The organism is Gordonia sp. LMA167, from assembly GCF_058130025.1.
The window spans coordinates 3,252,357-3,277,359 of the sequence record NZ_CM176708.1; the positions used below are offsets into that span (position 1 = coordinate 3,252,357).

26 protein-coding genes are annotated in these 25,003 nt (G+C 66.3%); all 26 read left to right on the forward strand.

Annotation, left to right across the window (positions count from 1 at the left end; genetic code table 11):
• The first annotated feature begins 251 nt into the window (after positions 1-251).
• Positions 252-2,267: a transcription termination factor Rho gene (gene rho, locus ACVT6V_RS14675; protein WP_489900523.1), complete on the forward strand. Its 2,016-nt coding sequence runs from the start codon at positions 252-254 to the stop codon at positions 2,265-2,267.
• 222 nt (positions 2,268-2,489) lie between these two features.
• Entirely contained in the window at positions 2,490-2,720 is a 231-nt protein-coding gene (rpmE, locus tag ACVT6V_RS14680; protein ID WP_489900524.1) for a 50S ribosomal protein L31, read from the forward strand.
• Positions 2,721-2,830: 110 nt separating this feature from the next.
• Positions 2,831-3,907, forward strand: coding sequence for a peptide chain release factor 1 (gene prfA, locus ACVT6V_RS14685; RefSeq protein ID WP_489900525.1), 1,077 nt, complete (start codon positions 2,831-2,833; stop codon positions 3,905-3,907).
• A gap of 4 nt (positions 3,908-3,911) precedes the next feature.
• Positions 3,912-4,853 carry a peptide chain release factor N(5)-glutamine methyltransferase gene (gene prmC, locus ACVT6V_RS14690; RefSeq protein ID WP_489900526.1) on the forward strand — a complete coding sequence of 314 codons (942 nt, stop codon included), beginning with the start codon at positions 3,912-3,914 and terminating at the stop codon, positions 4,851-4,853.
• Positions 4,850-5,506: an L-threonylcarbamoyladenylate synthase gene (locus ACVT6V_RS14695; RefSeq protein WP_489900527.1), complete on the forward strand. Its 657-nt coding sequence runs from the start codon at positions 4,850-4,852 to the stop codon at positions 5,504-5,506. Before prmC ends, ACVT6V_RS14695 begins: the two co-directional genes overlap by 4 nt.
• A gap of 3 nt (positions 5,507-5,509) precedes the next feature.
• Positions 5,510-6,727 carry a serine hydroxymethyltransferase gene (glyA, locus tag ACVT6V_RS14700; protein WP_489900528.1) on the forward strand — a complete coding sequence of 406 codons (1,218 nt, stop codon included), beginning with the start codon at positions 5,510-5,512 and terminating at the stop codon, positions 6,725-6,727.
• 46 nt (positions 6,728-6,773) lie between these two features.
• Positions 6,774-8,015 (forward strand): glycosyltransferase family 4 protein, encoded by a 1,242-nt coding sequence (locus ACVT6V_RS14705; protein ID WP_489900819.1) that lies wholly within the window; start codon positions 6,774-6,776, stop codon positions 8,013-8,015.
• A gap of 320 nt (positions 8,016-8,335) precedes the next feature.
• Positions 8,336-8,749: an ATP synthase subunit I gene (locus tag ACVT6V_RS14710; protein ID WP_489900530.1), complete on the forward strand. Its 414-nt coding sequence runs from the start codon at positions 8,336-8,338 to the stop codon at positions 8,747-8,749.
• Entirely contained in the window at positions 8,746-9,501 is a 756-nt protein-coding gene (gene atpB / locus ACVT6V_RS14715; RefSeq protein ID WP_489900532.1) for a F0F1 ATP synthase subunit A, read from the forward strand. The genes ACVT6V_RS14710 and atpB overlap by 4 nt, the downstream gene beginning before the upstream one ends.
• Before the next feature lie 85 nt (positions 9,502-9,586).
• Positions 9,587-9,838: a F0F1 ATP synthase subunit C gene (locus ACVT6V_RS14720; protein ID WP_489900533.1), complete on the forward strand. Its 252-nt coding sequence runs from the start codon at positions 9,587-9,589 to the stop codon at positions 9,836-9,838.
• A gap of 31 nt (positions 9,839-9,869) precedes the next feature.
• Positions 9,870-10,355, forward strand: a complete 486-nt coding sequence (locus ACVT6V_RS14725; protein ID WP_489900534.1) for a F0F1 ATP synthase subunit B — start codon at positions 9,870-9,872, stop codon at positions 10,353-10,355.
• A 4-nt stretch (positions 10,356-10,359) separates the two neighbouring features.
• The gene (locus tag ACVT6V_RS14730) at positions 10,360-11,706 is read left to right on the forward strand and encodes a F0F1 ATP synthase subunit B/delta (protein ID WP_489900535.1); all 1,347 of its coding nucleotides are present in this window, start codon (positions 10,360-10,362) and stop codon (positions 11,704-11,706) included.
• Positions 11,707-11,776: 70 nt separating this feature from the next.
• On the forward strand, positions 11,777-13,408 hold the full coding sequence (gene atpA / locus ACVT6V_RS14735) for a F0F1 ATP synthase subunit alpha (protein ID WP_489900536.1): 1,632 nt from the start codon (positions 11,777-11,779) through the stop codon (positions 13,406-13,408).
• Positions 13,409-13,450: 42 nt separating this feature from the next.
• Entirely contained in the window at positions 13,451-14,383 is a 933-nt protein-coding gene (locus ACVT6V_RS14740; protein ID WP_489900537.1) for a F0F1 ATP synthase subunit gamma, read from the forward strand.
• A 48-nt stretch (positions 14,384-14,431) separates the two neighbouring features.
• Positions 14,432-15,880: a F0F1 ATP synthase subunit beta gene (gene atpD, locus ACVT6V_RS14745; RefSeq protein WP_489900538.1), complete on the forward strand. Its 1,449-nt coding sequence runs from the start codon at positions 14,432-14,434 to the stop codon at positions 15,878-15,880.
• A gap of 9 nt (positions 15,881-15,889) precedes the next feature.
• Positions 15,890-16,270, forward strand: coding sequence for a F0F1 ATP synthase subunit epsilon (locus tag ACVT6V_RS14750; protein ID WP_489900540.1), 381 nt, complete (start codon positions 15,890-15,892; stop codon positions 16,268-16,270).
• 278 nt (positions 16,271-16,548) lie between these two features.
• Entirely contained in the window at positions 16,549-16,965 is a 417-nt protein-coding gene (locus tag ACVT6V_RS14755; RefSeq protein WP_489900820.1) for a DUF2550 domain-containing protein, read from the forward strand.
• A 49-nt stretch (positions 16,966-17,014) separates the two neighbouring features.
• Positions 17,015-17,662: a cob(I)yrinic acid a,c-diamide adenosyltransferase gene (locus ACVT6V_RS14760; protein WP_489900541.1), complete on the forward strand. Its 648-nt coding sequence runs from the start codon at positions 17,015-17,017 to the stop codon at positions 17,660-17,662.
• A 9-nt stretch (positions 17,663-17,671) separates the two neighbouring features.
• A complete protein-coding gene (murA, locus tag ACVT6V_RS14765) occupies positions 17,672-18,928 on the forward strand; it encodes a UDP-N-acetylglucosamine 1-carboxyvinyltransferase (RefSeq protein WP_489900542.1) in 1,257 nt (418 codons plus the stop codon).
• Between the two features lie 4 nt (positions 18,929-18,932).
• Positions 18,933-19,271: an ArsR/SmtB family transcription factor gene (locus ACVT6V_RS14770; protein ID WP_489900543.1), complete on the forward strand. Its 339-nt coding sequence runs from the start codon at positions 18,933-18,935 to the stop codon at positions 19,269-19,271.
• A gap of 91 nt (positions 19,272-19,362) precedes the next feature.
• A complete protein-coding gene (locus tag ACVT6V_RS14775; protein WP_489900544.1) occupies positions 19,363-20,088 on the forward strand; it encodes an energy-coupling factor ABC transporter permease in 726 nt (241 codons plus the stop codon).
• On the forward strand, positions 20,085-20,480 hold the full coding sequence (locus ACVT6V_RS14780) for a PDGLE domain-containing protein (RefSeq protein WP_489900545.1): 396 nt from the start codon (positions 20,085-20,087) through the stop codon (positions 20,478-20,480). Before ACVT6V_RS14775 ends, ACVT6V_RS14780 begins: the two co-directional genes overlap by 4 nt.
• 2 nt (positions 20,481-20,482) lie before the next feature.
• The gene (gene cbiQ, locus ACVT6V_RS14785) at positions 20,483-21,259 is read left to right on the forward strand and encodes a cobalt ECF transporter T component CbiQ (protein ID WP_489900546.1); all 777 of its coding nucleotides are present in this window, start codon (positions 20,483-20,485) and stop codon (positions 21,257-21,259) included.
• Between the two features lie 23 nt (positions 21,260-21,282).
• A complete protein-coding gene (locus tag ACVT6V_RS14790; protein WP_489900547.1) occupies positions 21,283-22,077 on the forward strand; it encodes an energy-coupling factor ABC transporter ATP-binding protein in 795 nt (264 codons plus the stop codon).
• A 124-nt stretch (positions 22,078-22,201) separates the two neighbouring features.
• Positions 22,202-23,494 carry an NDMA-dependent methanol dehydrogenase gene (mdo, locus tag ACVT6V_RS14795; protein ID WP_489900548.1) on the forward strand — a complete coding sequence of 431 codons (1,293 nt, stop codon included), beginning with the start codon at positions 22,202-22,204 and terminating at the stop codon, positions 23,492-23,494.
• Positions 23,495-23,585: 91 nt separating this feature from the next.
• A complete protein-coding gene (locus tag ACVT6V_RS14800; RefSeq protein ID WP_489900549.1) occupies positions 23,586-24,998 on the forward strand; it encodes an AAA family ATPase in 1,413 nt (470 codons plus the stop codon).
• The last annotated feature ends 5 nt before the right edge of the window (positions 24,999-25,003 follow it).

Here is a 25,003-nt window from a genome sequence, read left to right on the forward strand (position 1 = left end):
GCTTGTCTTGCCGTGCTCCTCTCCGATCAACGATCCCGGCTTCTGGCCCGGTGCCAGATGCACGATCTGCTGTCCGGGGATGCTCAGCACTACCAGCGGACACACCGCCGCGGACCACATTTCTTCTGACCGTCTTCTGAGGAGAATCCCAGAGACAACTCCGACGAGGACGAAGTCCCACCTGAATGAGGTGGGACGACAACGGGAACCCCGACGCAGCTCAGGCCTGCAGGGGGAACGAAAGGATATCCGTGACGGATACGGACCTGATCACCGCTCCAGACGCTTCGAGCACCGAGGACAGCTCCGGCTCCTCGTCTGCGGTGAGTTCGACCACACGAGGCTCCTCGACGCGGGCCCGCACCGGGCTCTCTGCAATGGTGCTCACCGAGCTCCGCGCCCTGGCCGGCGAACTCGGCATCAAGGGAACCTCGGGGATGCGCAAGGGCGACCTCATCGCCGCGATCAAGGAGCGCCAGGGGGGCGCCGCACCGGCGCCGAAGAGCGGCGATGGGCAGATGACCATCTCCGATGCCGAGGCCGGTGAGACCAAGGCCACCAAGGGCGGGCAGAACAAGAGTGCCGAGGCGAAGACCGGGGAAGCCGCTGCGCCGGCCCGTGGGCGGCGTCGCGCCCGTCCGGCAGCGGAGGAGGCCTCGACCGACGGCGAGCCGACCGCGTCGGCAGCTGCCCAGACGGGCGAAGCGCCGGCGACGACCTCGACCGATGTCGACAAGAAGGACACCGACAAGAAGGACACCTCCGGCGCACCGGACGACTCCGCCGACGGGGGTGACCAGCGCGGTCGCAATCGGAATCGCAACCAGAACCGTGACGGCCAGGGCCGCGAGGGCCAGGGGCGTGACGGCCAGGGTCGCGGCCAGAATCGCGACAACAACCAGCGCGACGGCGGCCAGAACCGCGACAACCAGCGCGATGGTGGGCAGAACCGCGACACCCAGAACCAGGGCGGCCCGCAGAACAACCGCAACGACAATCGCAACAACAATGACGATGACGGTGACGGTCGCGGCCGTCGCGGACGGCGATTCCGCGAACGGCGTCGCGGGCGTGACCGCGACTCGTCCGGTGGTGGCGAACCGCAGGTCTCCGAGGACGACGTCTTGCAGCCGGTGGCGGGCATCCTCGACGTTCTCGACAACTACGCGTTCGTGCGTACGTCGGGATATCTCGCCGGGCCCAACGACGTCTACGTGTCGATGAACATGGTGCGCAAGAACGGCCTGCGCCGCGGTGACGCGATCACCGGTGCGGTCAAGTTGCCCCGCGAGGGCGAGCAGCCCAACCAGCGGCAGAAGTTCAACCCGCTGGTCCGGCTCGACACGGTCAACGGCACCGACATCGAGACCGCCAAGAAGCGTCCGGAGTTCAACAAGCTGACGCCGCTGTACCCGAATCAGCGTCTGCGGCTGGAGACGACGCCGGAACGACTCGACACGCGCGTCATCGACCTGATCATGCCGATCGGCAAGGGGCAACGTGCACTGATCGTGTCGCCGCCGAAGGCGGGTAAGACGACCATCCTTCAGGACATCGCCAACGCGATCACGACCAACAATCCGGAATGTCACCTCATGGTGGTGCTCGTCGACGAGCGTCCCGAAGAGGTCACCGACATGCAGCGATCGGTCAAGGGTGAGGTCATCGCGTCGACCTTCGACCGTCCACCGTCAGATCACACCTCGGTATCCGAGCTGGCGATCGAGCGCGCCAAGCGCCTCGTGGAGAACGGCCGGGACGTGGTCGTGCTGCTGGACTCGATCACACGTCTGGGTCGTGCGTACAACAACGCGTCGCCGGCGTCGGGTCGAATCCTGTCCGGCGGTGTCGATTCCACCGCGCTGTACCCGCCGAAGCGATTCCTCGGTGCCGCGCGCAACATCGAGCACGGAGGTTCGTTGACGATCATCGCCTCGGCGCTGGTCGAGACGGGTTCCACCGGTGACACGGTGATCTTCGAGGAGTTCAAGGGCACCGGCAACGCCGAGCTCAAGCTCGATCGGAAGATCTCCGAACGCCGCGTGTTCCCGGCCGTCGATGTCAACCTGTCCAGTACGCGTAAGGACGAGTTGCTCTTGTCGCCAGAGGAATTCCAGATCGTGCACAAGCTGCGGCGTGTGCTGTCCGGGCTGGATTCCCAACAGGCCATCGACCTGCTGATCAGTCAGCTCAAGAAGACCAAGACCAACATCGAGTTCCTCATGCAGGTCCAGAAGACCGCTCCGGGAGCGATGAACGACGACTAGTCGCTCTTCTCGACGTCCGAGCCGAGCGCGCGTCCCCGGTCGACCTCCGTGAAGGGGGTCGGGCCGGGAATGCCGCGGGCTGTGGTGGCGTTGAAGGGGCGGACCGTCAGATGGATTTCCAGGTGAGGACACCTGCGTGGCATACTGAGCGGTCGAGTCCGGTTCCGGTTCACACCGTCGATCCCCGATGGTGACCCGGCGACCACAGAAAGGGACAACCAGATGAAGCAGGGAATTCACCCCGAGTACGCGGCGACCACCGTCGTCTGCGGTTGCGGGAACACCTTCGAGACCCACAGCACCGCGGCGAACGGACGGATCAACGTCGAGGTCTGCTCGCAGTGCCACCCGTTCTACACCGGTAAGCAGAAGATCCTCGACACCGGCGGTCGCGTTGCCCGGTTCGAGAAGCGCTACGGCAAGCGGACCAAGAAGGCCGACGCCGACAAGTAGCTTGATCGACGACGCCCACCGCGCGTGCACAGCACGTCGGGTGGGCGTCGTTTTCGTTTCTTCCCGCCGTCCCCGGGACGCGCGAAGCCAGCAGTGAGAGGTGAGTCCAGGTGACCACGCAGAGTCCGTCGGCGATCGATGACATCCTCGCCGAGCATGCGGGCCTCGAGTCGCAGCTGGCGGATCCGTCGTTGCACGACGATCCCGCGACCGCTCGGCGCGTCGGTAAGCGCTTCGCCGAGCTCGCGCCGATCATGGCCACCCACCGTCGGCTGGAGGCCGCCCGTGGCGACCTCGCCGCTGCTCGCGAGCTGGCGGCCGACGATCCGGCCTTCGCCGACGAGATCCCGGCGCTGGAAGAGGCCGTGGCCGAACTCGATGCGACACTGACCGACCTGCTGGCGCCGCGCGACCCGCACGACGCCGACGACGTGGTTCTCGAGATCAAGTCCGGAGCCGGCGGTGAGGAATCGGCGCTCTTCGCCGCCGACCTCGCGCGGATGTACCTCAAATACTGTGAGCGACGCGGCTATCGGGCCCAGGTTCTCGGCGTCACCGAGAGTGATCTCGGCGGCTACAAAGAGGCCACCATCTCGATCAAGGCCAAAGAGCAGCTGCGTGACGGTGTCTGGTCGCGCCTGAAGTTCGAGGGCGGTGTGCATCGCGTACAGCGTGTACCGGTGACCGAGTCGCAGGGTCGCATCCACACGTCGGCTGCCGGTGTGCTGATCTATCCCGAGCCCGAAGAGGTCGAGCAGGTCGAGATCGACGAGTCCGACCTCCGCATCGACGTCTATCGATCGTCGGGTAAAGGCGGACAGGGCGTCAACACCACCGATTCGGCGGTCCGCCTGACCCACCTCCCCACGGGTATCGTGGTGACCTGCCAGAACGAGCGGTCGCAATTGCAGAACAAGGCGAGGGCGATGCAGGTTCTCGCCGCGCGCCTGCAGCTGGCTGCCGAAGAAGAAGCCGATGCGGCCGCGGCCGAGGGCCGTGCCGCCCAGATTCGTACGGTCGACCGTTCCGAACGGATCCGGACCTACAACTTTCCCGAGAACCGCATCACCGACCATCGGATCGGGTACAAGGCCAACAACCTCGATGCGGTACTCAACGGCGACATGGACGCGCTGCTCGACGCGCTGGTGACGGCGGATCGTCAGACCCGGCTCGAAGCCCAGTGAGGCGATGACCAAACCGAGCGCGCACCGCGCCGACGTCGAATTGGCTTGGGCCCAGAAGTGTCTGGGTGATGCGGGCGTCGACAGTCCCCGCGCCGACGCCGAGTGGTTGATGGTCGCGATCCTCGGGATCGACCGGGGGCGGCTGGTGACCGTGGATGCGCTCGAATCCGATCAACGCGATCGTTTCCGGGCGGCGGTGGCGCGACGTGCAGGCCGAATCCCGTTGCAGCACATCATCGGGACGACGGCGTTCGGGCCCACCGAACTCGCGGTTGGTCCCGGGGTGTTCACGCCACGGCCGGAGACAGAGTTCCTCGCCGAATGGGCCGTCGGATGCCTCGGCGCGGCAGGGGGCGACGCCGCGTCGGTCGTCGACCTGTGCAGCGGTAGTGGTGCGTTGGCGATCGCCGTGGCGACCATGGCGCCGACCGCGCATGTACGAGCCGTCGAGAAGTCGGCCGAGGCGCTGAAATGGTTGCGGCGCAACGTCGAGTCGGCGCCTGCCGACGTCCGCCGGCGAATCTCGGTGCTGGCCGCCGACGTCACCGACCGGTCTGTGATGCGAGACGAGATCTATCCGGGCACAGTGGATGTCGTGGTGACCAACCCGCCCTACGTGCCGGAACTCGTCGAGGTCTCGCCGGAGGTCGCCCATGATCCGGCGGAGGCGGTCTTCGCCGGGCCGGACGGGATGTCGGTGATCCGGCCGATGCTCCCGGTCGTCGCAGACCTTTTGCGGCCGGACGGCGTCGTCGGGATCGAGCACGACGAGTCGACGTCTGACCTCGTCGTGTCGGCGGTGGAGTCGACCGGTTTGTTCGTCGAGGTCCGCGCGCACCGGGACCTCGCCGGGCGCCCGCGGTTCGTCACCGCGCGCCGAAACTCGTCGGCGCTGTCGGGGCGATGCGATACCGGCGTCGGTGACCATGGGAGGATGGCCGGGTGAGCACGGTATTCGACTGTGGTGAACCGGACACGCGCGCGGCCGGGATCCGCGCGGCCGTCGGAGCGGCCAAGGCCGGCCGGTTGGTCGTCCTCCCGACGGACACGTTGTACGGCATCGGGTGTGAGGCGTTCGACTCCGAGGCCGTTGCCTCGTTGCTGGCGGCCAAGGGGCGTGGTCGTGACATGCCGGTGCCGGTCCTGGTCGGCTCCTGGCACACGATCGACGGACTCGTCCTCTCGGTGTCGACCGCCGCACGGGATCTGGTGGAGGCCTTCTGGCCGGGCGGCCTGAGTCTGGTGGTACAGCAGGCGCCGTCCCTGGCGTGGGACCTCGGCGACACGGACGGCACGGTGATGCTGCGCATGCCACTTCACCCGGTCGCGATCGAACTGCTGCGTGAGGTCGGGCCGATGGCGGTGTCGAGCGCCAACGTCTCCGGTCGACCTCCGGCGACGACGGTCGACGAGGCGCGTGAGCAACTCGGGGAGTCGGTCTCCATCTATCTCGACGGTGGACCGGCCGCAGCGGCGCAGGCATCCACGATCGTCGACCTCACGGGCGTCACACCCCGAATCCTGCGTGAGGGCGCGGTGTCGCGCGAGGCCATCGCCGAGGTCCTCGACCTCGACGTCGATGTGCTGACCCCTCGCTGATCCATGGCCAATCCGCTCACGGATCCGGTTGTCGCCGAGCTGATCGAACGTGAGTCACGTCGTCGCTCGACCACCTTGCAGTTGCTGGCCAGTGAGACACCGGCCAGTCCCGAGGTCCGTTCGGTACTGGCCTCCGATCTGGGTGCGAAGTACGCCGAGGGCTATCCCGGAGCGCGGTTCCACGGCGGCTGCGAGGTCGCCGACGAAGTCGAACAGCTCGCGATCGACCGCGCCACCGACTTGTTCGGCGCCGACTACGCCAACGTCCAGCCTCTCTCCGGCAGCGTCGCCAATCTCGCCGTCTATGCGGCTTTTGCACAACCGGGCGATCCGGTCCTGGCCCTGCGGCTCGCCCACGGCGGACATCAGACCCATGGGTCCCGTGCGAATTTCTCGGGCCGATGGTTTGCGCCGATCCACTACGAGGTGCGGCGCTCGGACGAGCTGATCGACTATGACGAACTCCGGGACCTCGCCCTGGTGCACCGGCCGAGCATCATCGTCGCGGGCAGTTCCGCCTACTCCCGACTCATCGATTTCGCCGCGCTGCGGAGCATCGCGGACGAGGCGGAGGCGATCCTGTGGATCGACGCTGCTCACCTGGCCGGCCTGGTGGCCGGGGGAGTGGTGCCCTCTCCGGTGCCCTACGCAGACGTGGTGACATTGTCGACGCACAAGGTCCTGCAGGGCCCGCGCGGTGGGATGATCCTGGCCCGGGAGGCGCATCGCAGCGCCTTGCAGAAGGCGGTTCATCCCTTCGTCCAGGGCGGGCCCGCCATGAGCTCGGTCGCTGCCAAGGCGGTGTGCATGCGCGAGGCCGGCGGCGCCGAGTTCGCCCGCTACGCGACGGCGACGGTCGCGACCGCCCAGCGGCTCGGAGACGAGCTCTCGTCGCGGGGCCTGCGCATCGTCAGCGGTGGCACCGACATGCATCTCGCCGTGGTGGACGTCTCGGCCCGAGAGCTCACCGGCGTCGAAGCCCAGCGCCGGTTGGACTCGGCCGGCATCGTCGTCGACCGCACGGTGTTGCCGTTCGATCCCCAACCCGTCACGGCCGGATCGGCGATCCGGATCGGGATGCCCTGCGCGGTGCTCGGCGGGCTCGACGTCGCGGACATGCCGGTGGTCGCCGACTGGATGGTCCGCGCTCTGGGTGGCGAAGCCGGAAGCAGCCAACACGCCGGGATCCGTCGGGAAATCCGAACCAGGCTCGGCGGGTAGCCTGGTGCCGGTGTTCGATACCGTCGCCGGTCTCGCCGGCCAGCCACTGGCCGCCGGAGGTCCCGGGGTCCAGTTGACGGCGCTGTCGGTCGTCGACACCGGCGGTGCGGGTGTCCCACTGCGTGAGCTCGCACTTGTCGGGTTGACCGCTGCGGCGGTGACCTACTTGCTGACCTCCCTGGTTCGGGTGTTCGCCATCCGCGTCGGTGCCGTGGCGGTACCCCGGGTCCGTGACGTGCACGTGATCCCCACTCCGCGGCTCGGTGGTCTCGGGATGTTCGCCGGGGTCGTGGCCGCCATCGCACTGGCCGCCAATCTGCCGGCGCTGACCCGCGGGTTCGCCTACACCAGCGACATGAGTGCGGTGATCGTGTCCGGGACCGTGATCGTGGTGGTCGGGATCATCGACGACCGATGGGGACTCGACGCACTCACCAAGTTCGTCGGCCAGCTCACCGCGGCCGGTGTCCTGGTCATCATGGGCGTCAGTTGGTATCTGCTCTACGTCCCGTTCGCCGACATCGGGACCGTGGTCCTCGATCCGCTGCAAGCGGGCCTGCTGACCGTGGCGATCACGGTGGCCACCATCAACGCGGTCAACTTCATCGACGGCCTCGACGGACTCGCCGCCGGCCTCGGCCTGATCTCGGCTTCGGCCATCTGCATGTTCTCGCTGGGGCTGCTGCATGACCAGGGCGGTGATGTCAGCTATTACCCGCCGGCCCTGATATCGACGGTGCTGGCCGGCGCCTGCCTCGGCTTCCTCCCGCACAACTTCTCGCCGGCGCGCATCTTCATGGGTGATTCCGGTGCGATGCTCATCGGACTGATGCTCGCCGCTGCATCGACGAGTGCGTCCGGTCGCATCGCGATGAACGCCTACGGTCCCGCCGACGTCTTCACGCTGCTGTCGCCGCTGATCCTGGTCGCCGCGGTCGTGTTCGTGCCCATGCTCGACATGCTGATGGCCGTCGTGCGCCGGACCCGGGCGGGAGTCGGATTCTACACACCGGACAAGATGCACCTGCATCATCGGCTCGTCGAACTCGGGCATTCGCAACGCCGGGTGGCCCTCATCATCTACCTCTGGGTGGGTGTGCTGGCCTTTTCCGCGGCGGCAAGTACCCTGTTCCCTGTATCGGTCGTCGCGCCGATGTTCGGTGGGGGACTCATCATTGCGCTGCTGGTCACCATGGCGCCCCGGTTGCAGCGGCGGTTCGCCGAGTTCCGGACCCGGGGACGTGCCGAGCGTGCGGACCCGACCGATTCGGTCGCCGGCCGGACCTGATCCGGGGCGGATCGCTGTAGAACTCGGCGATCGGGGCGCAAAGGTACCCCTGGGTAACGCCTTGGTAAAAGCCATGTACTATCGCTCGTAGTAGGTCGACGTCGGTGCGAGCGCAAGCGGTCCGGCAAAAGTGGCGGCATGTCTCGCACCGCATCGACGCTCTACCTGCTCTGCGGCGCGCATACCCCATGGGGGGCGCGCGGGTGAGTGTTGGTAGTGTCACAGAAAACCGCGAGCTTACGTCCGGTGACGCCAGTCGCCGATCGCACGCGCGCTGACCTGTGCCCAAGGGCACGGGGTTTGGAGTTGAGGAGAGGCGAATGAGCACAGCTGCCCCTGACTCGACGTCCTATTATCCGGCCGCACCGACCGGATTGCGTCGTCCAGGCATCTTTGCCGCAGTGGTCGCCGCCATCGTCCTGGGGCTGTGCATCGCGGTCGGGCACATCTGGTTCGCGGTCTTCTTCATCGCCGGGACCGTGGCGATCTTCATCAACACGATCCTGGTCAGGCGGGCGGTCGAGGTCGTCGCCTCCCAAGAACATCCTCGAAAGCAAGCTCTCGCCGTCAACTCGGCATTCCGGCTCGGGGCCATCACCGTGCTGGCATTGTTGGCGGCGATCCTGGTCCGGCCCGACGGGTTGGGCGCGATGTTCGGACTTGCCATTGGCCAGGTGATCCTGGTCCTCAACACGGTGATTCCGGTTATGAAAGGACTTCGTAAGCAGCTATGACCGCAACGTCTTACCTGGCCGAGGCGCAGATCGAGGTCGGCCACCACAACGAGGTCGAGTGGCTCGGCATGACGTGGAACGTCGACACCATCGTCGCCAGTGCGCTTGCCGCCGTGATCGTGATCGCCCTGGCGTTCTTCGTGCGGTACAAGATCACCAACCGCAAGCCCAACACGGTGCAGCTCTATTTCGAAGTCATCACCGTGCAGATGCGCAGTCAGATTGAAGGGGCGATCGGTATGAAGATCGCCGGATTCGTCCTGCCACTGGCCGTCACATTGTTCACTTACATCCTGATCGCCAACTGGTTTTCGGTGTTGCCGGTCCAGTACGCGAACTCCGAGGGCGCCAGCCACGAAGTGCTCAAGGTCGCGGCCTCGGACGTCAACTTCGTCTACGCGCTCGCTCTGTTCGTCTTCGTCTGGTATCAGGCGGCAGGTATGCGCCGCCGCGGTCCGCTGAAGCACCTGAAGCTATTGGTCAAGGGCCACGTGCCGGCGCTCGCGGCGATCAACATCATCGAGGAAATCGCCAAGCCGGTCTCGCTGTCCCTCCGACTTTTCGGCAACATGTTCGCCGGCGGCATCATGGTCGCCCTGATCGCACTCTTCCCGGCGTACATCCTGTGGGCGCCGAACGCGATCTGGAAGTCCTTCGACCTGTTCGTCGGCTTGATCCAGGCCTTCATCTTCGCGCTGCTGACGATCCTCTACTTCAGCCAGGCGATGGAGCTCGAGGAAGACCACCACTAGTTCGACCCTGGTCGGCGCCGCCGGCCGGGACCGCAAAGAGACCTGGCAACCCGATTGTCAGTTTCACCCGAAAGGAAAGTTCTCAATGGATCCAATGATCGGTATGGGCGCGTTGATCGGCGGCGGCCTCATCATGGGCGGTGGCGCAATCGGTGCCGGCATCGGCGACGGTATCGCCGGTTCGCAGCTGATCGCCGGCATTGCTCGGCAGCCGGAAGCCCAGGGGCGCCTGTTCACACCGTTCTTCATCACCGTGGGTCTCGTCGAGGCGGCGTACTTCATCAACCTGGCCTTCATGGCCCTGTTCGTGTTCGCCACCCCGATCTCTGCCTCCTGACGGTTAACCTCACTAGGGAACAAGCTCAACCATGAATCTCGCCGCAGAGAACTTCCTCATACCAAACGGCACCTTCTTCGCGTGTCTGTTGATCTTCGTGATCGTGCTCGTCGTCATCCGGACCATGGTCGTTCCGCCGATCGTGAAGGTGCTCGACGAGCGTGATGCGCGGGTCGCGAAGACGGCCGAGGACAACCGGGCGGCTGCGGCGAGCTATGAGGACGCCGAGACCGAGTACCGGGCCGCGATGAAGGACGCCCGAGGCGATGCGACCGGTATTCGGGACGAGGCACGGGCCAAGGCCAATGACGAGCTGTCGGACGCCAAGCGACGCGCTACCGAAGAGGCGGACGCCCGCCTCGAGGAGAACAGCAAGGCGCTCAAGGTCGATGCCGACGACGCCATGACAACCGCACGCCGGGATGTCGATCGTCTGTCGGAGGAGCTGGCCGGCCGAGTGTTGGGTTATGAAGTCACCAAGGCCGACAAGGCCGAGCAGACGGAGACGGTGAACTAAGACAGTGGATATCTTCATCGGACAGCTGATCGGCTTTGCGGTCATCGCGTTTCTGTTCTGGAAGTTCGTCCTTCCGCCGCTGCGGCGTGCGGTCGTGAACCAGCAGGAAGCGATCGGCCAGCAGATCACCGACAGCGAGACCGCGTCGGCACGCGTGGCCGATGCGAAGGCAGCGCACGACCGGGCGATCGCCGAGGCGAAGAAGGAAGCCGAGGAACTCCACCGCGGCGCACTCCAGGACGCCAAGGGGATTCAGGAGGACATCCGCGCCCAGGCCGACGCCGAGGTCAAGCGGATCACCGAGCACGGCAAGTCCCAGAGCGAGTTGGTCCGGGCGAACTTGGTCCGGCAACTGCGAGCCGAGCTCGGACTCAGCGCGGTCGACGGTGCCGGGCAACTGGTGCGGTCACACCTCGCCGACGCCGATGCGCAGTCGAAGAGCATCGACAGCGTCATCGACGAACTCGAGTCGATGTCGGTCAGCACCCCGGAGACGATCCCGGCCAGCGTCGAACTGATCGGCCTGCACTCGATGCGGGCCGGTAGCCGGGAATCGGCTCGAGCGATGGCCAAGGCCTTCGACGAGGCCGCCGGCGACCTCGACGGTGCGCAGCTCACCGCGGCCGCCGACGAGTTGGTCGGCGTTCTGGCCTTCCTCAACAAGCAGCCGGTGCTGCGTAAGAAGCTGTCGGAGCTGACCGAGCACCCCGGGGCGAAGGAATCGCTGGTCCGCGGGCTCTTCGAGAACAAGGTCTCGCCGGTGGTGCTGACCGTGCTCATCTCGGCGGGTACCGGCCGCTGGGCATCGACCTCGGACTTCGTGAGTGGTCTGCGTCGGCAGGCCGCCCTCATCGTGCTCACCGCCGCCGAGCGTGACGGGTCCATCGAGCAGGTCGAGGACGAGCTGTTCCGGGTCGGTCGTCTGCTGGACGCGAATCCGCAACTCGCCTCGTTGCTCTCGGATCACACACGGGATGCGCGCAAGCGCAACGAGCTTCTGCGGTCGCTGATCGGCGATCAGGTGAGCGATCACACCTGGTACCTGCTGTCCCACACGATCTCGTTGCTGCACGGTCAGCCGGCCGAGGTCGCAGTCGGGCACCTCGCCGAACTCGCGGCCGCTCGACGTGGCGAGTCGGTGGCCCACGTGGTCTCCGCGTCCCCCCTCAGCAATGCGCAGAGCGCGCGCCTCGCGGTCGTGCTCGGCAACGTGTACGGACGCACGATCTCGATCCAGACGGAAGTGGACCCCGCGCTGATCGGTGGTCTGCGCATCGGTGTCGGTGACGAGCTCATCGAGGCGGACGTCGCCACGCGGCTCGCCAAGGCGGCCGAGAGCCTCCCGCGCTGATCCACCGACCATCCACATCCTTTCGAACCAAGAACCCACCAGCCGGACTGACCCAGAAAGACAAGAACCCATGGCGGAGTTGACGATCTCACCAGACGAAATCAAGGGAGCGATCGAGCAGTATGTCTCGTCGTTCGAAGCCGATGCCTCCCGAGACGAGGTGGGCATCGTCACCGACACCGCGGACGGCATCGCGCACGTCAGCGGACTGCCGGGGGCAATGGCCAACGAGCTGCTGCAGTTCGAGGGCGGCGTCCTCGGTGTGGCTCTGAACCTCGACGAGGACGAGATCGGCGCCGTCATCCTCGGTGACTACGAGTCGCTCGAAGAAGGCCAGCAGGTCAGCCGTACCGGCGAGGTGCTGTCGGTGCCCGTCGGCGACAAGTTCCTCGGTCGCGTCGTCGACCCGCTGGGTGCACCCATCGACGGTCTGGGTGACATCGAGGCCGAAGAGCAGCGCGTCCTCGAGCTGCAGGCGGCATCCGTGCTCGAGCGTCAGCCGGTCGAGGAGTCACTCGCCACGGGTATCAAGGCCATCGACGCGATGACCGCGATCGGCCGCGGCCAGCGTCAGCTGGTCATCGGTGACCGTAAGACCGGCAAGACCGCCGTCTGCATCGACGCGATCCTGAACCAGAAGGCCAACTGGGACTCGGGCGACCCCGCGAAGCAGGTGCGCTGCATCTACGTCGCCATCGGCCAGAAAGGTTCGACCATCGCGGGCGTCAAGACCGCCCTCGAGGAGGCCGGCGCGATGGAGTACACCACCATCGTCGCGGCTCCCGCCTCGGATTCGGCAGGCTTCAAGTGGCTGGCGCCCTACACCGGTTCGGCCATCGGCCAGCACTGGATGTACCAGGGCAAGCACGTCCTGATCGTGTTCGACGACCTGACCAAGCAGGCCGAGGCCTACCGCGCGATCTCGCTGCTGCTGCGTCGCCCGCCGGGCCGCGAGGCATACCCCGGTGACGTCTTCTACTTGCACTCTCGTCTGCTGGAGCGTTGCGCGAAGCTCTCCGACGAGATGGGTGGCGGCTCGATGACCGGTCTGCCGATCATCGAGACCAAGGCCAACGACGTCTCCGCCTTCATCCCGACCAACGTCATCTCCATCACCGACGGTCAGGTGTTCCTCGAGTCCGACCTCTTCAACAAGGGCGTCCGTCCGGCCATCAACGTCGGTACCTCGGTGTCCCGCGTCGGTGGTGCCGCACAGACCAAGGGCCTCAAGAAGGTGTCCGGTTCGCTGCGTCTGGAGCTGGCCCAGTTCCGTGAGCTCGAGGCGTTCTCGGCGTTCGCCTCGGACCTGGACGACGCATCGAAGGCGCAGCTCGAGCGTGGTGCCCGGTGGGTCGAGATGCTCAAGCAGGACCAGTACACCCCGTTCTCGGTCGAGGACGAGATCGTCTCGATCTACCTGTGCGGTGAGGGCCACTACGATTCGGTGCCGGTCAACGACATCCGCAACTTCGAGACCCAGCTGCTGTCCCACCTGCACCACGAGGCCAAGGGCGTTTACGACGCGATCGCCGGGGGCAAGGCACTCAGCGACGATCACGCCGAGGCGTTGGTCGCCGAGACCAACAAGTTCAAGAACAGCTACCTGACCCACGACGGCCAGCGTGTGGTGAACGAGGCCGAGGCCAAGGCGATGGACTCCGGCGACGTCGAGCACGAGCAGATCACGGTTCGCAAGTCGTGACCGCGCCGTCCGCCAGTCGTCCGAAGGAAGGGGTGAGGGCTCATGGCCAGCATTCGTGAGCTGCGCTCACGCATCCGGTCGGTGAATTCCACCAAGAAGATCACCAAGGCCCAGGAACTGATCGCGACCTCGCGCATCACCAAGGCGCAGGCCCGTGTGAAGGCGGCCCAGCCGTATGCACACGAGATGACCGAGGTGTTGTCCGAACTCGCGAGCAACGCCGGTTCGCTCGACCATCCGCTGCTGGTGCAGCGGGAGAATCCTCGTCGTGCCGGGATCCTGGTGGTCACCAGCGATCGCGGAATGTGCGGTGGCTACAACTCGAACGTGCTGCGGGCCACCCGCGAGCTCATCGCCCTCCTGCGGGACGAGGGCAAAGAGCCGGTGCTGTTCGTCATGGGGCAGAAGGGCGTCGGCTTCTTCAGTTTCCGTGGTACCGGGGTCGCGGACTCGTGGACCGGTTTCTCCCAGGCGCCGGATTACTCCGACGCCAGCACCGCCACGAATTTCCTGGTCGATCTGTTCCTCGCCGGTTCCGGTGAACAGGTGGATCGCCCGGGTGGGGACGGCACTCTGGAGGGGATCGACGAACTCCATCTCGTCTTCACCAAGTTCGTGTCCATGTTGACGCAGTCGCCTGAGGTGCGTCGGATCGCTCCGCTCGTCGTCTCCGAGGAGGACGACGAGATGGAAGCAGAGATCCACAAACCGTCGCGAAACTACGCTTTCGAGCCGGGTCCCGAGCAACTGCTGGACGCGCTGCTGCCGAAGTACGTGGCCACTCGCGTGTATGCAGCCTTGCTGGATTCGGCTGCGTCGGAGTCCGCGGCACGTCGGACCGCGATGAAGGCGGCGACCGACAACGCCGAGGAACTGGCCACCACGCTGTCCCGTGAGGCCAACCAGCTCCGCCAGGCGCAGATCACGCAGGAGATCAGCGAGATCGTCGGCGGCTCCAGCGCCCTGGCGACCTGACCACACCCCGGCGACCTTTAGACCCAAAGAGGAAGTGACCCAACCACAATGACTGCAGCAGTATCCACACCCTCGGATGCTTCGACGGGTTCGGCCGACGGCCGGGTCGTCCGCATCATCGGCCCCGTCGTCGACGTCGAGTTCCCGCGGGGCTCGATCCCAGACCTGTTCAACGCCCTGCACGCCGAGGTGGCCCTCGAAGCAGTGGCAAAGACCCTGACCCTCGAGGTCGCGCAGCACCTCGGTGACAACCTGGTGCGCACGATCTCCATGCAGCCCACCGATGGCCTGGTGCGCGGCGCAACCGTCTCCGACACCGGCAAGTCGATCGTCGTGCCCGTCGGTGACGTCGTCAAGGGCCACGTGTTCAACGCGCTCGGCGACTGCCTCGACAGCCCGGGGCTCGGTCGTGACGGTGAGCAGTGGAGCATCCACCGCAAGCCGCCGCCCTTCGACGAGCTCGAGGGCAAGACCGAGATCCTGGAGACGGGCATCAAGGTCATCGACCTGCTGACCCCGTATGTGAAGGGCGGCAAGATCGGCCTGTTCGGCGGTGCCGGCGTGGGCAAGACCGTGCTCATCCAGGAGATGATCACCCGTATCGCGCGCGAGTTCTCCGGTACGTCGGTATTCGCCGGCGTCGGTGAGCGTACGCGTGAGGGCACCGACCTCCACCTCGAGATGGAGGAGATGGGCGTTCTGCAGGACACCGCGCTGGTGTTCGGTCAGATGGATGAGCCGCCGGGCACGCGTATGCGTGTGGCCCTCTCGGCGCTGACGATGGCGGAGTACTTCCGCGATGTGAAGCACCAGGACGTGCTGCTCTTCATCGACAACATCTTCCGGTTCACCCAGGCCGGTTCGGAGGTGTCGACCCTCCTCGGCCGTATGCCGTCCGCGGTGGGCTACCAGCCGACCCTGGCCGACGAGATGGGTGAGCTGCAGGAGCGGATCACCTCGACCAAGGGTCGCTCGATCACCTCGCTGCAGGCGATCTACGTCCCCGCCGACGACTACACCGACCCGGCGCCGGCCACCACCTTCGCCCACCTCGACGCGACCACCGAGCTCTCTCGTCCGATCTCGCAGCTGGGTATCTACCCGGCCGTGGACCCGCTGACGTCGACCTCGCGAATCCTGGAGGCGTCGATCGTGGGTGACGAGCACTTCCGCGTCGCCAATGAGGTCAAGCGAATCCTGCAGAAGTACAAGGAACTCCAGGACATCATCGCCATCCTCGGTATGGACGAGCTGTCCGAAGAGGACAAGGTGACGGTGCAGCGTGCGCGTCGCATCCAGAAGTTCCTCGGCCAGAACTTCCTCGTCGCCGAGAAGTTCACCGGCCAGAAGGGTTCGGTCGTGCCGCTCGCGGACACCATCGAAGCGTTCGACCGGGTCGCAAAGGGTGAGTTCGATCATCTGCCGGAACAGGCCTTCAACAGTTGCGGTGGACTCGACGACGTGGAGGCCGCGGCCGCCAAGATCACCGGAAAGTAGCGAATCATCATGGCTGAGAAGTCCTTTCACGTCGAGGTCGTCGCGGCCGATGACCGGATGTACTCGGGCGAGTGCACCTTCGTCATCGCGCAGACCACCTCTGGTGAGCTGGGCGTGCTCGCGCACCACGAGCCGCTGTTGGGGCAACTGGTCGCCGGCGGCTTCGTCGTGATCGTCGAGGAAGGTGGCAATCGTCGCTCTCTGGCCGTACAGGGCGGTTTCCTGTCGGTGACCGGAGAGGCGGTGACGGTTCTCGCCGAGTCAGCGCAGTGGGCCGACGGCATCGATCCGGCGGCGGAACGTGCCGCGATGGACGCCGCGGAACCCGGTAGCGACGAGTACAACCGCGCCCACTCCCGCCTGGCCGCTGCCGAGCACGCGGGCAAGTAGGCCAGTCGGCACGCCGAAGATCGCAACGACGGCCGGTCATCACCTCACACGAGGCGATGACCGGCCGTCGTGCTGTGTCGGGTTCTCGCGACGTCGCGTTGGTCACCGGATGGAGGTCCGGGCCCGCCCATCTGGCATGCTGGTGTCAGGAACGGCTGCGACCGGAGTCGCTTGACTCCAGCATCGGTGCCCGACAGCCCCGCCGCACCGCACTTCAGCCCACCCGTGGCCGGTTCCCGGAGGTACGCCTGGTGTCGTTGGTCGCGATCTTGCTCGGAATGTTGCTGGTCGTCGCGTTGGTGGGCTGTGCGCTGCTCGCGTATCGGCTGAGCCAGCTCCGCCGGATGGGCACACCGGTGCTGTTGCGGGACATCCCTGCCGCCGACGACCACGGATGGCGCCATGGCACAGTCCATTACAGCGACGATGCGCTGCGCTATTTCCGTCTGACCGCTCTGCGCCCCGGACCGACCCGCACCTTGGCGCGCCAATCCATCGAGATCACCGGACGACGTCGGCCGTTCGGGACGGAGGCCGACATCCTGGAAGGCATGATCATCCTCGAGCTGGCACCGGGCGCGGACGCGGAGGGTCGGGCCTACGAGCTGGCGATGGCACCGGGAGCGGTCACCGCATTCCAATCCTGGCTGGAATCGCGGCAGTCCCGGCGTTCGCAACGACGCCGGAGCGCCTGACCGGGACAGCGATGGGTCCGGCGCGGGGCCGGGGCAGTAGATTCGGTTCATGGCAGTACATCTGACGCGCATCTACACAAGGACCGGTGACGACGGCACCACCGGCCTCAGCGACTTCTCCCGGGTTGCCAAGACCGACGTCCGGGTCGCTGCCTACGCAGACTGCGACGAGGCGAACGCCGTGATCGGCATGGCGCTGGCTCTGGGCGATGACGTGCCCGCGGAGATCGCCGAGGTGCTGACGACCATCCAGAACGACCTGTTCGACGCCGGTGCTGACCTCGCCACGCCGGTGGTGCCGGATCCCGAGTATCCGCCGTTGCGTATCGAGCAGGACTACATCGATGCTCTCGAGGTCTGGTGTGATCAGTTCGGGGACGGCCTGCCCGCGCTGGATTCGTTCATCCTGCCGGGCGGGAGCCGGTTGAGCGCTCTGCTGCACCATGCGCGCACGGTGAGTCGCCGGGCGGAGCGATCGGCGTGGGCGGCCGTGGAGGCGGACCCGGCCACGACGAACGTGTTGCCGGCCCGGTACCTGAACCGGCTGTCGGATCTCTTGTTCATCCTGTCTCGCGTGGCCAATCGTCCGCCGCACGGCACCGGCGACGTGAAATGGGTTCCCGGTGGCGATCGCCGACGACCGCCCGCGCGCGAGCGCGGCCGCGGCGCCCGTGGAGGCGCCGATGGTGACGGCTAAGGTGGCACCGTGAGTGATCGCTTTCTGGTGTCCGGGGGAGCCCGTCTGTCGGGCGAGGTGTCCGTGGGTGGCGCCAAGAACAGTGTGCTCAAGCTGATGGCGGCATCTCTGCTCGCCGAGGGCACGACCACATTGACCAACTCGCCGGAGATCGCCGACGTACCGCTGATGGCCGATGTCCTGCGTGGACTCGGCGCGGTCGTCACGATCGACGGTGACACCGTGATGATCGAGGCGCCCGCCGAACCGAAGTTCCACGCCGACTTCGACGCCGTGAAGCAGTTCCGGGCGTCGGTGTGTGTGCTCGGGCCGCTGATGGCCCGGTGTCATCGCGCCGTGGTGGCATTGCCCGGCGGGGATGCGATCGGGTCGCGTCCGCTCGACATGCATCAGGCGGGGCTGCGCGCGTTGGGTGCCCACAGTTCGATCGAGCACGGATGTGTCGTCGCGGAAGCCGATGCGCTGGTCGGAGCGCCGGTTGCCCTCGAGTTCCCATCGGTGGGCGCGACCGAGAACATCCTGATGGCCGCTGTGCTCGCCGACGGCGTGACCACCATCGACAACGCGGCGCGTGAGCCCGAGATCGTCGATCTCTGTGTGATGCTGCAGCAGATGGGCGCCCTGATCGAGGGAGCCGGGACGTCGACGCTCGAGGTTACCGGGGTCGACCGGCTCCACCCGACGACTCATCGCGTGGTCGGCGACCGGATCGTCGGCGCGACGTGGGGGATCGCTGCGGTCATGACTCGCGGGGATGTGACCGTGCGGGGGGTTGCGCCCGAACATCTCCAACTGGTTCTCAACAAGTTCGGTGACGCCGGTGCGCAGGTCGACCGTTTCTCCGACGGTTTCCGGGTCCGCCAGGACCGCCGGCCGACTGCGGTGAACGTATCGACACTTCCGTTTCCCGGATTCCCGACGGACCTGCAGCCGATGGCCATCGGGATGGCATCGATCGCCGATGGGATGTCGGTGATCACCGAGAACGTCTTCGAGGCCCGGTTCCGTTTCGTCGAGGAGATGGTTCGCCTTGGCGCCGACGCCCGGACCGACGGTCATCACGCGGTGCTGCGGGGCATCGAGCGGCTCTCCAGTGCGCCGGTGTGGTGTTCGGACATCCGTGCGGGCGCGGGACTCGTGCTCGCCGGACTCGTGGCCGATGGCGTCACCGAGGTGCACGACGTCGAGCACATCGATCGCGGCTACCCCAGGTTCGTGGAGAATCTTCGTCGCCTCGGCGGCGAGATCGAGCGGGTCGGCGGCTGACCACATGGCTCGCGAGCACATCCATTCCGAGGCGCCGGGGGACACGCCCGGCGGCCCGTCGCCGGTGGAAGTGGACATCGCCGAGTGGTCCAAACGATTCGATCTGCTCTCCGACCCGCATCGCCTCGAGATCCTGATCGTTCTGCACCGGCGGCCGGGGATCATCGTCGGGGATCTGGCAGCGGCGGTGGGTCGCACCGAGACCGCGGTCTCGCAGGCGCTTCGGGTTCTCCGGCACCAGGGGTGGGTCAGCTCGACGCGGGTGGGACGGTCGGTCAGTTATCGGCTCGACGACGACACGGTCCACCGACTCCTGCACTGGATGGGTGCCGGACACTCGTAGGTCGAGTCCGGTACCTGACCAATCGGCCAGTCTGTTCACTTAAACATCTGAATAAGTAGACAGATGTCTGTGGCGGACTTACCTTCAGTCCATGTCCACGCCGACACCTACATCGACCGTCGTCGCGATGCACATGAGCGATGGCATCATCAATGCGCCGTTCTCGGCTCTCTTCGGGGTGATCGCCCTCGCGGGCCTCGCGTTCTGTGTATGGCGTGCCCGTACCGACCTCGACGAGAAGACGGTCCCGATGGCGGGCCTGGTTGCCGCGTTCATCTTCGCTGTGCAGATGATCAACTTCCCGATCCTGCCCGGAGTCAGCGGTCACCTGCTCGGTGGAGCGTTGGCGGCCATCCTCGTCGGCCCGTACACCGGGGCGCTGTGCATCGCCATCGTGCTGGTCGTCCAGGCTCTCCTGTTCGCCGACGGCGGCGTCACGGCACTCGGGCCGAACATCATCAACATGGCTTTGATCTCGACCGGCGTCGGCTACCTCGTGGCGGTCGTCGCGTATCGGCTGATCGGGCGGCACGGCGCTTCGGTGAGACGACTCGGTGTGGTCGCCTTTGTCGCGGCGCTGTGCGGAACAGTCGCAGCGGCAACGGGATTCATCGTCGAGTATGCGCTCGGTGGAGCGGCCACCGAGTCGTTGGGGACCGTGGCGGCCTACATGTGGGGCACACACGCCTTGATCGGCTCAGGGGAGGGGCTGATCACGGCGGTGACGGTGATCGCGGTTGCCCGCGCCCGGCCGGATCTGGTCTACCTGTTGCGGACGAGAGATCAGCGCGTCGAGGCGATGCGGGTACCGGCATGACCAGCCATCCGGTCGCATCTGGGCGCATCACGCGCACAACGTTTCTGGCGCTGTTCGCGGTCGCAGCCGTGTTGATCGCCGGCATCGTGTCCTACGCCGCGAGTTCATCGCCCGACGGACTCGACTCGGCGACGCTGCGCGGGTGTCAGACGGTGACGGTCGACGGTCGTGAGCGACTGGCGGGCAGTTGCATCGCCCAGCACGCGACCGACCATGCCATGGCATCCTCGCCGCTGGCCGGTTACTCGGTGCGCGGGATCGGCCATACCAACGGGATCGCCGGGGTCATCGGGGTGCTGGTCACCCTGGTTGTCGCCGGAGGTCTGTTCTGGCTGATAGCCTCCAGGCGTTCGGCGCGTTCCGGCCGGTCAGCCGGCGACGACGGGCACTGACCGTGGGGGCCGGACATGCACATTCCGTGTATCGGGCAGGTGACTCGACGGTCCACCGAGCGCCTGCGGAGGTGAAGCTGGCCTGCCTGGTCGTCTTCGTCTTCGCCGTGGTGGCCACCCCACGCGAGTTGTTCTGGCCGTACGCGGTGTTTGCGGTCATCCTGGCCGTGGTCTGGCGGATCGGCGACGTTCCGATGCGCTGGATTCTGCCCCGGATGCTGATCGAAGCGCCCTTCGTCGTTCTGGCCGTGCTGTTGCCGTTCGCCGAAGGCGGTGAACGCATCGACATCTGGGGTCTATCCCTGTCGGTCTCCGGGCTGTATGCCGCATGGGGAATCGTCATCAAGGGCACGATCGGCATCGCGGCGTCGCTCACGTTCGCCGCGACGACGCCGGCCCGGCAATTGCCGCTGGCGCTGTCCCGACTCGGTATGCCGTCGACGCTGACCCCGGTGATCGTGATGATGCTGCGCTACACCGACCTGCTGTCCGAGGAAATCCGTCGGATGCACATCGCGCGCTTGGCCCGCGGGGACTCGCCGCGGATGCTCCATCAGGCGGGCGCGATCGCGAAAGGGGTCGGAGCGGTGTTCCTCCGGTCATATGAACGCGGCGAGCGGGTCAATCTCGCGATGGTGTCGCGTGGATACACGGGTGTGGTGCCGGAGATGCCCGGCGTTACCGGAGCGGCCCGGGCGACGTCGACACAATGGGTGGTGTTCGCGTTGCCCGCCCTCCTGGCCGTCGCCACCGCCGTCATCTCTTGGGGGACAAGATGATCCGACTTCGATTGGATGCGCATATGACTCGGGCCGACGACTGCTTCGCGATCGAGGCGGACAGTATCCGCTTCGCCTATCCGGATGGCCGGGTGGCCCTGGACGGGATCGATCTCACGGTCCGGCCGGGTGAGCGGGTGGCGCTGCTCGGACCCAATGGTGCGGGCAAGACCACGCTGATGTTGCACCTCAACGGGGTTCTGTTGCCGACCGGGGGACAGATCCGCATCAACGGCAGGCCGGTCGAGCGGAAGACACTGCGGGACGTTCGGCGCGAGGTGGGGCTCGTGTTCCAGGATCCGGACGATCAGTTGTTCATGCCGACACTGGCCGAGGATGTCGCGTTCGGGCCGGCGAACTTCGGCGTCACGGGCCAAGATCTGGTCGATCGGGTGGAGACCGCCCTCGCCGAGGTCGGAATGACCGAGCATGCGCAGCGAAGTCCTCACCATCTGTCGGGTGGTCAGCGGCGACGTGGCGCGCTGGCGACGGTGCTCGCATGTCGCCCGGACATCCTGGTGCTCGATGAGCCGTCGGCCAACCTCGATCCGGTGGCTCGCCGCGAGCTCGCCGAGACGCTGCTCCGGTTGAACACGACGATGCTGGTTGTGACGCACGATCTGCCGTACGCGGCACAGCTGTGCGATCGTGCCGTGGTGGTCGACGAGGGGAGGATCGTCGCCGACGGCTCGATCCACGAGATCCTCGCCGACGCCGAGACCCTGCGCCGCCATCGGCTCGAGCTGCCCTGGGGATTCGACGTCGCCACGATGGCCGACCTGTCCGATCGGACAGGGCCCCGCTTGCCGACCGGGTAGCCCTGGGGTCGTAACGGACGGTTCTCTGGTCGAGATCTGTTGTCCGCCAGTGTGACGCGCGTAACGTCGCCGGTGTTCCACAACCGACGTTGAAGATGCGCACCGCGCAGGAGGTCAGGTCATCATGCAGGTCGACGAATTACTGAAACCATTCCCCATCAAAGAATTCCATCCGTTCCCGCGGGCGATGATGGGCCCGGGCGCTCACGAGATGATCGGTCCGGAGGCGCTGAAACTGGGTTTCAAGCGGACGCTGGTGATGACGACCGGCCTGCGCGGCAGCGACACCGTTCACAAGATCGTCGAATCGTGCAAGTACCACGGACTCGAGGTGGTCCTGTTCGACAAGGTCGAGTCGAATCCGAAGGACTACAACGTCATGGATGCCGTGGCGCTGTACAACTCGGAGCAGTGCGATTCGTTCATCTCCATCGGCGGCGGTTCGGCGCACGACGCGTGTAAGGGCGCCCGGATCTCGGTGGCCCACGACGGTCGTAACATCAACGAGTTCGAGGGCTTCAACAAGAGCGAGAACCCGAAGAACCCTCCGCACATCGCCGTGTCCACCACCGCGGGCACCGGTTCGGAGACCTCCTGGGCCTACGTCATCACCGACACCACCACCGATCCGGACAAGCCGCACAAGTACGTCGCCTTCGACGATGCGTCGGTCACGACGCTGGCCATCGACGACCCGGTGCTCTACTACGATTGCCCGGTCGCCTTCACCGCACAGTGCGGCTTCGACGTGCTCGCGCATGCCTCCGAGCCGTACGTCTCGCGACTGAACTTCCCGCCGTCGATGGGCAATGCGCTGCATGCCGTGCGCCTCACCGCCCGTCATCTCCGCGAGGCAACCTGGAACCCGACCGAGCTCGAGGGTCGCGAAGGCATGATGTACGCGCAATACATTGCGGCACAGGCCTTCAACTCGGGCGGACTCGGCATCATCCACTCCATCAGCCATGCCGTGTCGGCGTTCTACGACACCCATCACGGTCTCAACAACGCGATCGCGCTACCTCGAGTGTGGGCGTTCAACATGCCGGTTCTCTACGACCGATTCGCCGATCTCGCCGAGGCGATGGGTGTCGACACCCACGGAATGACCAAGGTGCAGGCCGCCGATCAGGCGCTGAACGCGGCGATCCGACTGCTGCGCGACGTGGGCATCCCGGAGAAGTTCACCGATGTCACGCAGGACTCGCACATCAAGAACCGACTCGGCCAGGGGCCGACCAAGTTCTATGAGAACCGCAAGGAGATCTCGGGTGCGCCGGACTCCATCGACGCGATCACCAATCACGTCCTCGGCGACGCCTGCACGCCGGGCAACCCCAAGGAGTGCACCTTCGAGACCGTCCGACCCGTTGTGGACCATGCCTTCAACGGTGACCTGGACGAGCTGATCTCGTAGAGGTAAACCCTCTACGTAGACGGCGGATGGCGGACCCACTGCCCCCGACCCGGGTCCGCCATCCGCTTCCATACCACCGAAGAGTCAGCCGATGAACGAGCAACCCAGAGAACCGGAGACACCCATGTCCGTGCAGTTCGCCGACGACACCGCCGATGTCACCCCGTCTGGTGGCTCCCTGAGGAGCGAGCCTGCCGATGACAGCGGGTCTGGTGGCTCCCTGAGGAGCGAGCCTGCCGATGACAGCGGGTCTGGTGGCTCCCTGAGGAGCGAGCCTGCCGATGACAGCGGGTCTGGTGGCTCCCTGAGGAGCGAGCCTGCGAGCGTCACGAAGGGCCTCGAGTTCACCGACGTCGCCGACGTGGTCGACCGGTTCTCCGCCGCCGGCTATCTCGCCGATCAGCGGCTCGCCACGACCGTGTTCCTGCAGAGCCGGTTGGGCAAACCGATACTGCTCGAGGGTCCGGCGGGCGTCGGCAAGACGCAGTTGGCGAAAACCCTCGCAGAAGTGACCGGGCGCGAACTGCTCCGACTGCAGTGCTACGAGGGGCAGGACGAGACCACCGCGCTCTACGAGTGGGACTACGGCAAGCAGTTGCTGTACACCCAGGTGCTCCGGGAGAAGATCAGCCAGGTGGTGGCCGACGCATCCACCCTGGCCGAGGCCGTGGATCGGATCGGGGCCGAGGAGAGCGTCTTCTTCTCCGAGCGCTTCCTGTCCCCGCGCCCGCTGCTGCAGGCGGTCCGGTCCGAGCGGCCTGTGGTGTTGCTGATCGACGAGGTGGACCGCGCCGACGAGGCGCTGGAGGCGGTGCTGCTGGAGTTGCTGGCCGAGTACCAGGTCTCGGTGCCCGAGATCGGGACGTTCCTGGCGACCCACCAGCCGATGATCGTGCTGACCTCGAACAACACCCGGGATCTCTCGGCGGCGCTCAAGCGGCGCTGCCTGCACCTGTCCCTGGACTACCCGGAGGCGGCGCGCGAACTCGAGATCATCAAGTCGAAGAACACCGGCCTGTCCGAGACGCTGGCGGCCAAGCTCGTGGAGATCGTCCGAGGCCTCCGGGGACTCGATCTCCGCAAGGCGCCGAGCATCTCCGAGGCGATCGACTGGGCCCGCACCCTGGCCGTTCTCGGTGCCGACGACCTCACAGCCGAGATCCTCTCCGATACCGCCAACGTGGTGGTCAAATACGACCGCGATCTGACGCGAGCCATCGACGCCATGCCGAGGCTCGTCGATCCGAACGCCGAAGTGCCCGAGCATCTGCACGGCCACTCCCACGGCCATGGACACTCACACGGGCATGGCCACGACCACGACCACGGGGAGCATTCGGGGCCGGCCAAGCGTGCCGCCAAGGATCAGCCCGGCCGGCACGCCGACGACTACTACGGGTCACCGGGCAGCCACAACGACGCAGGTACCCGTGGTGGGGTGAGCCCGGGACAGGGCAGTCGGTCCTTCAAGGCGCGTGGCGACGCGCGCAAGCGTCCGTTCTAGGCGGG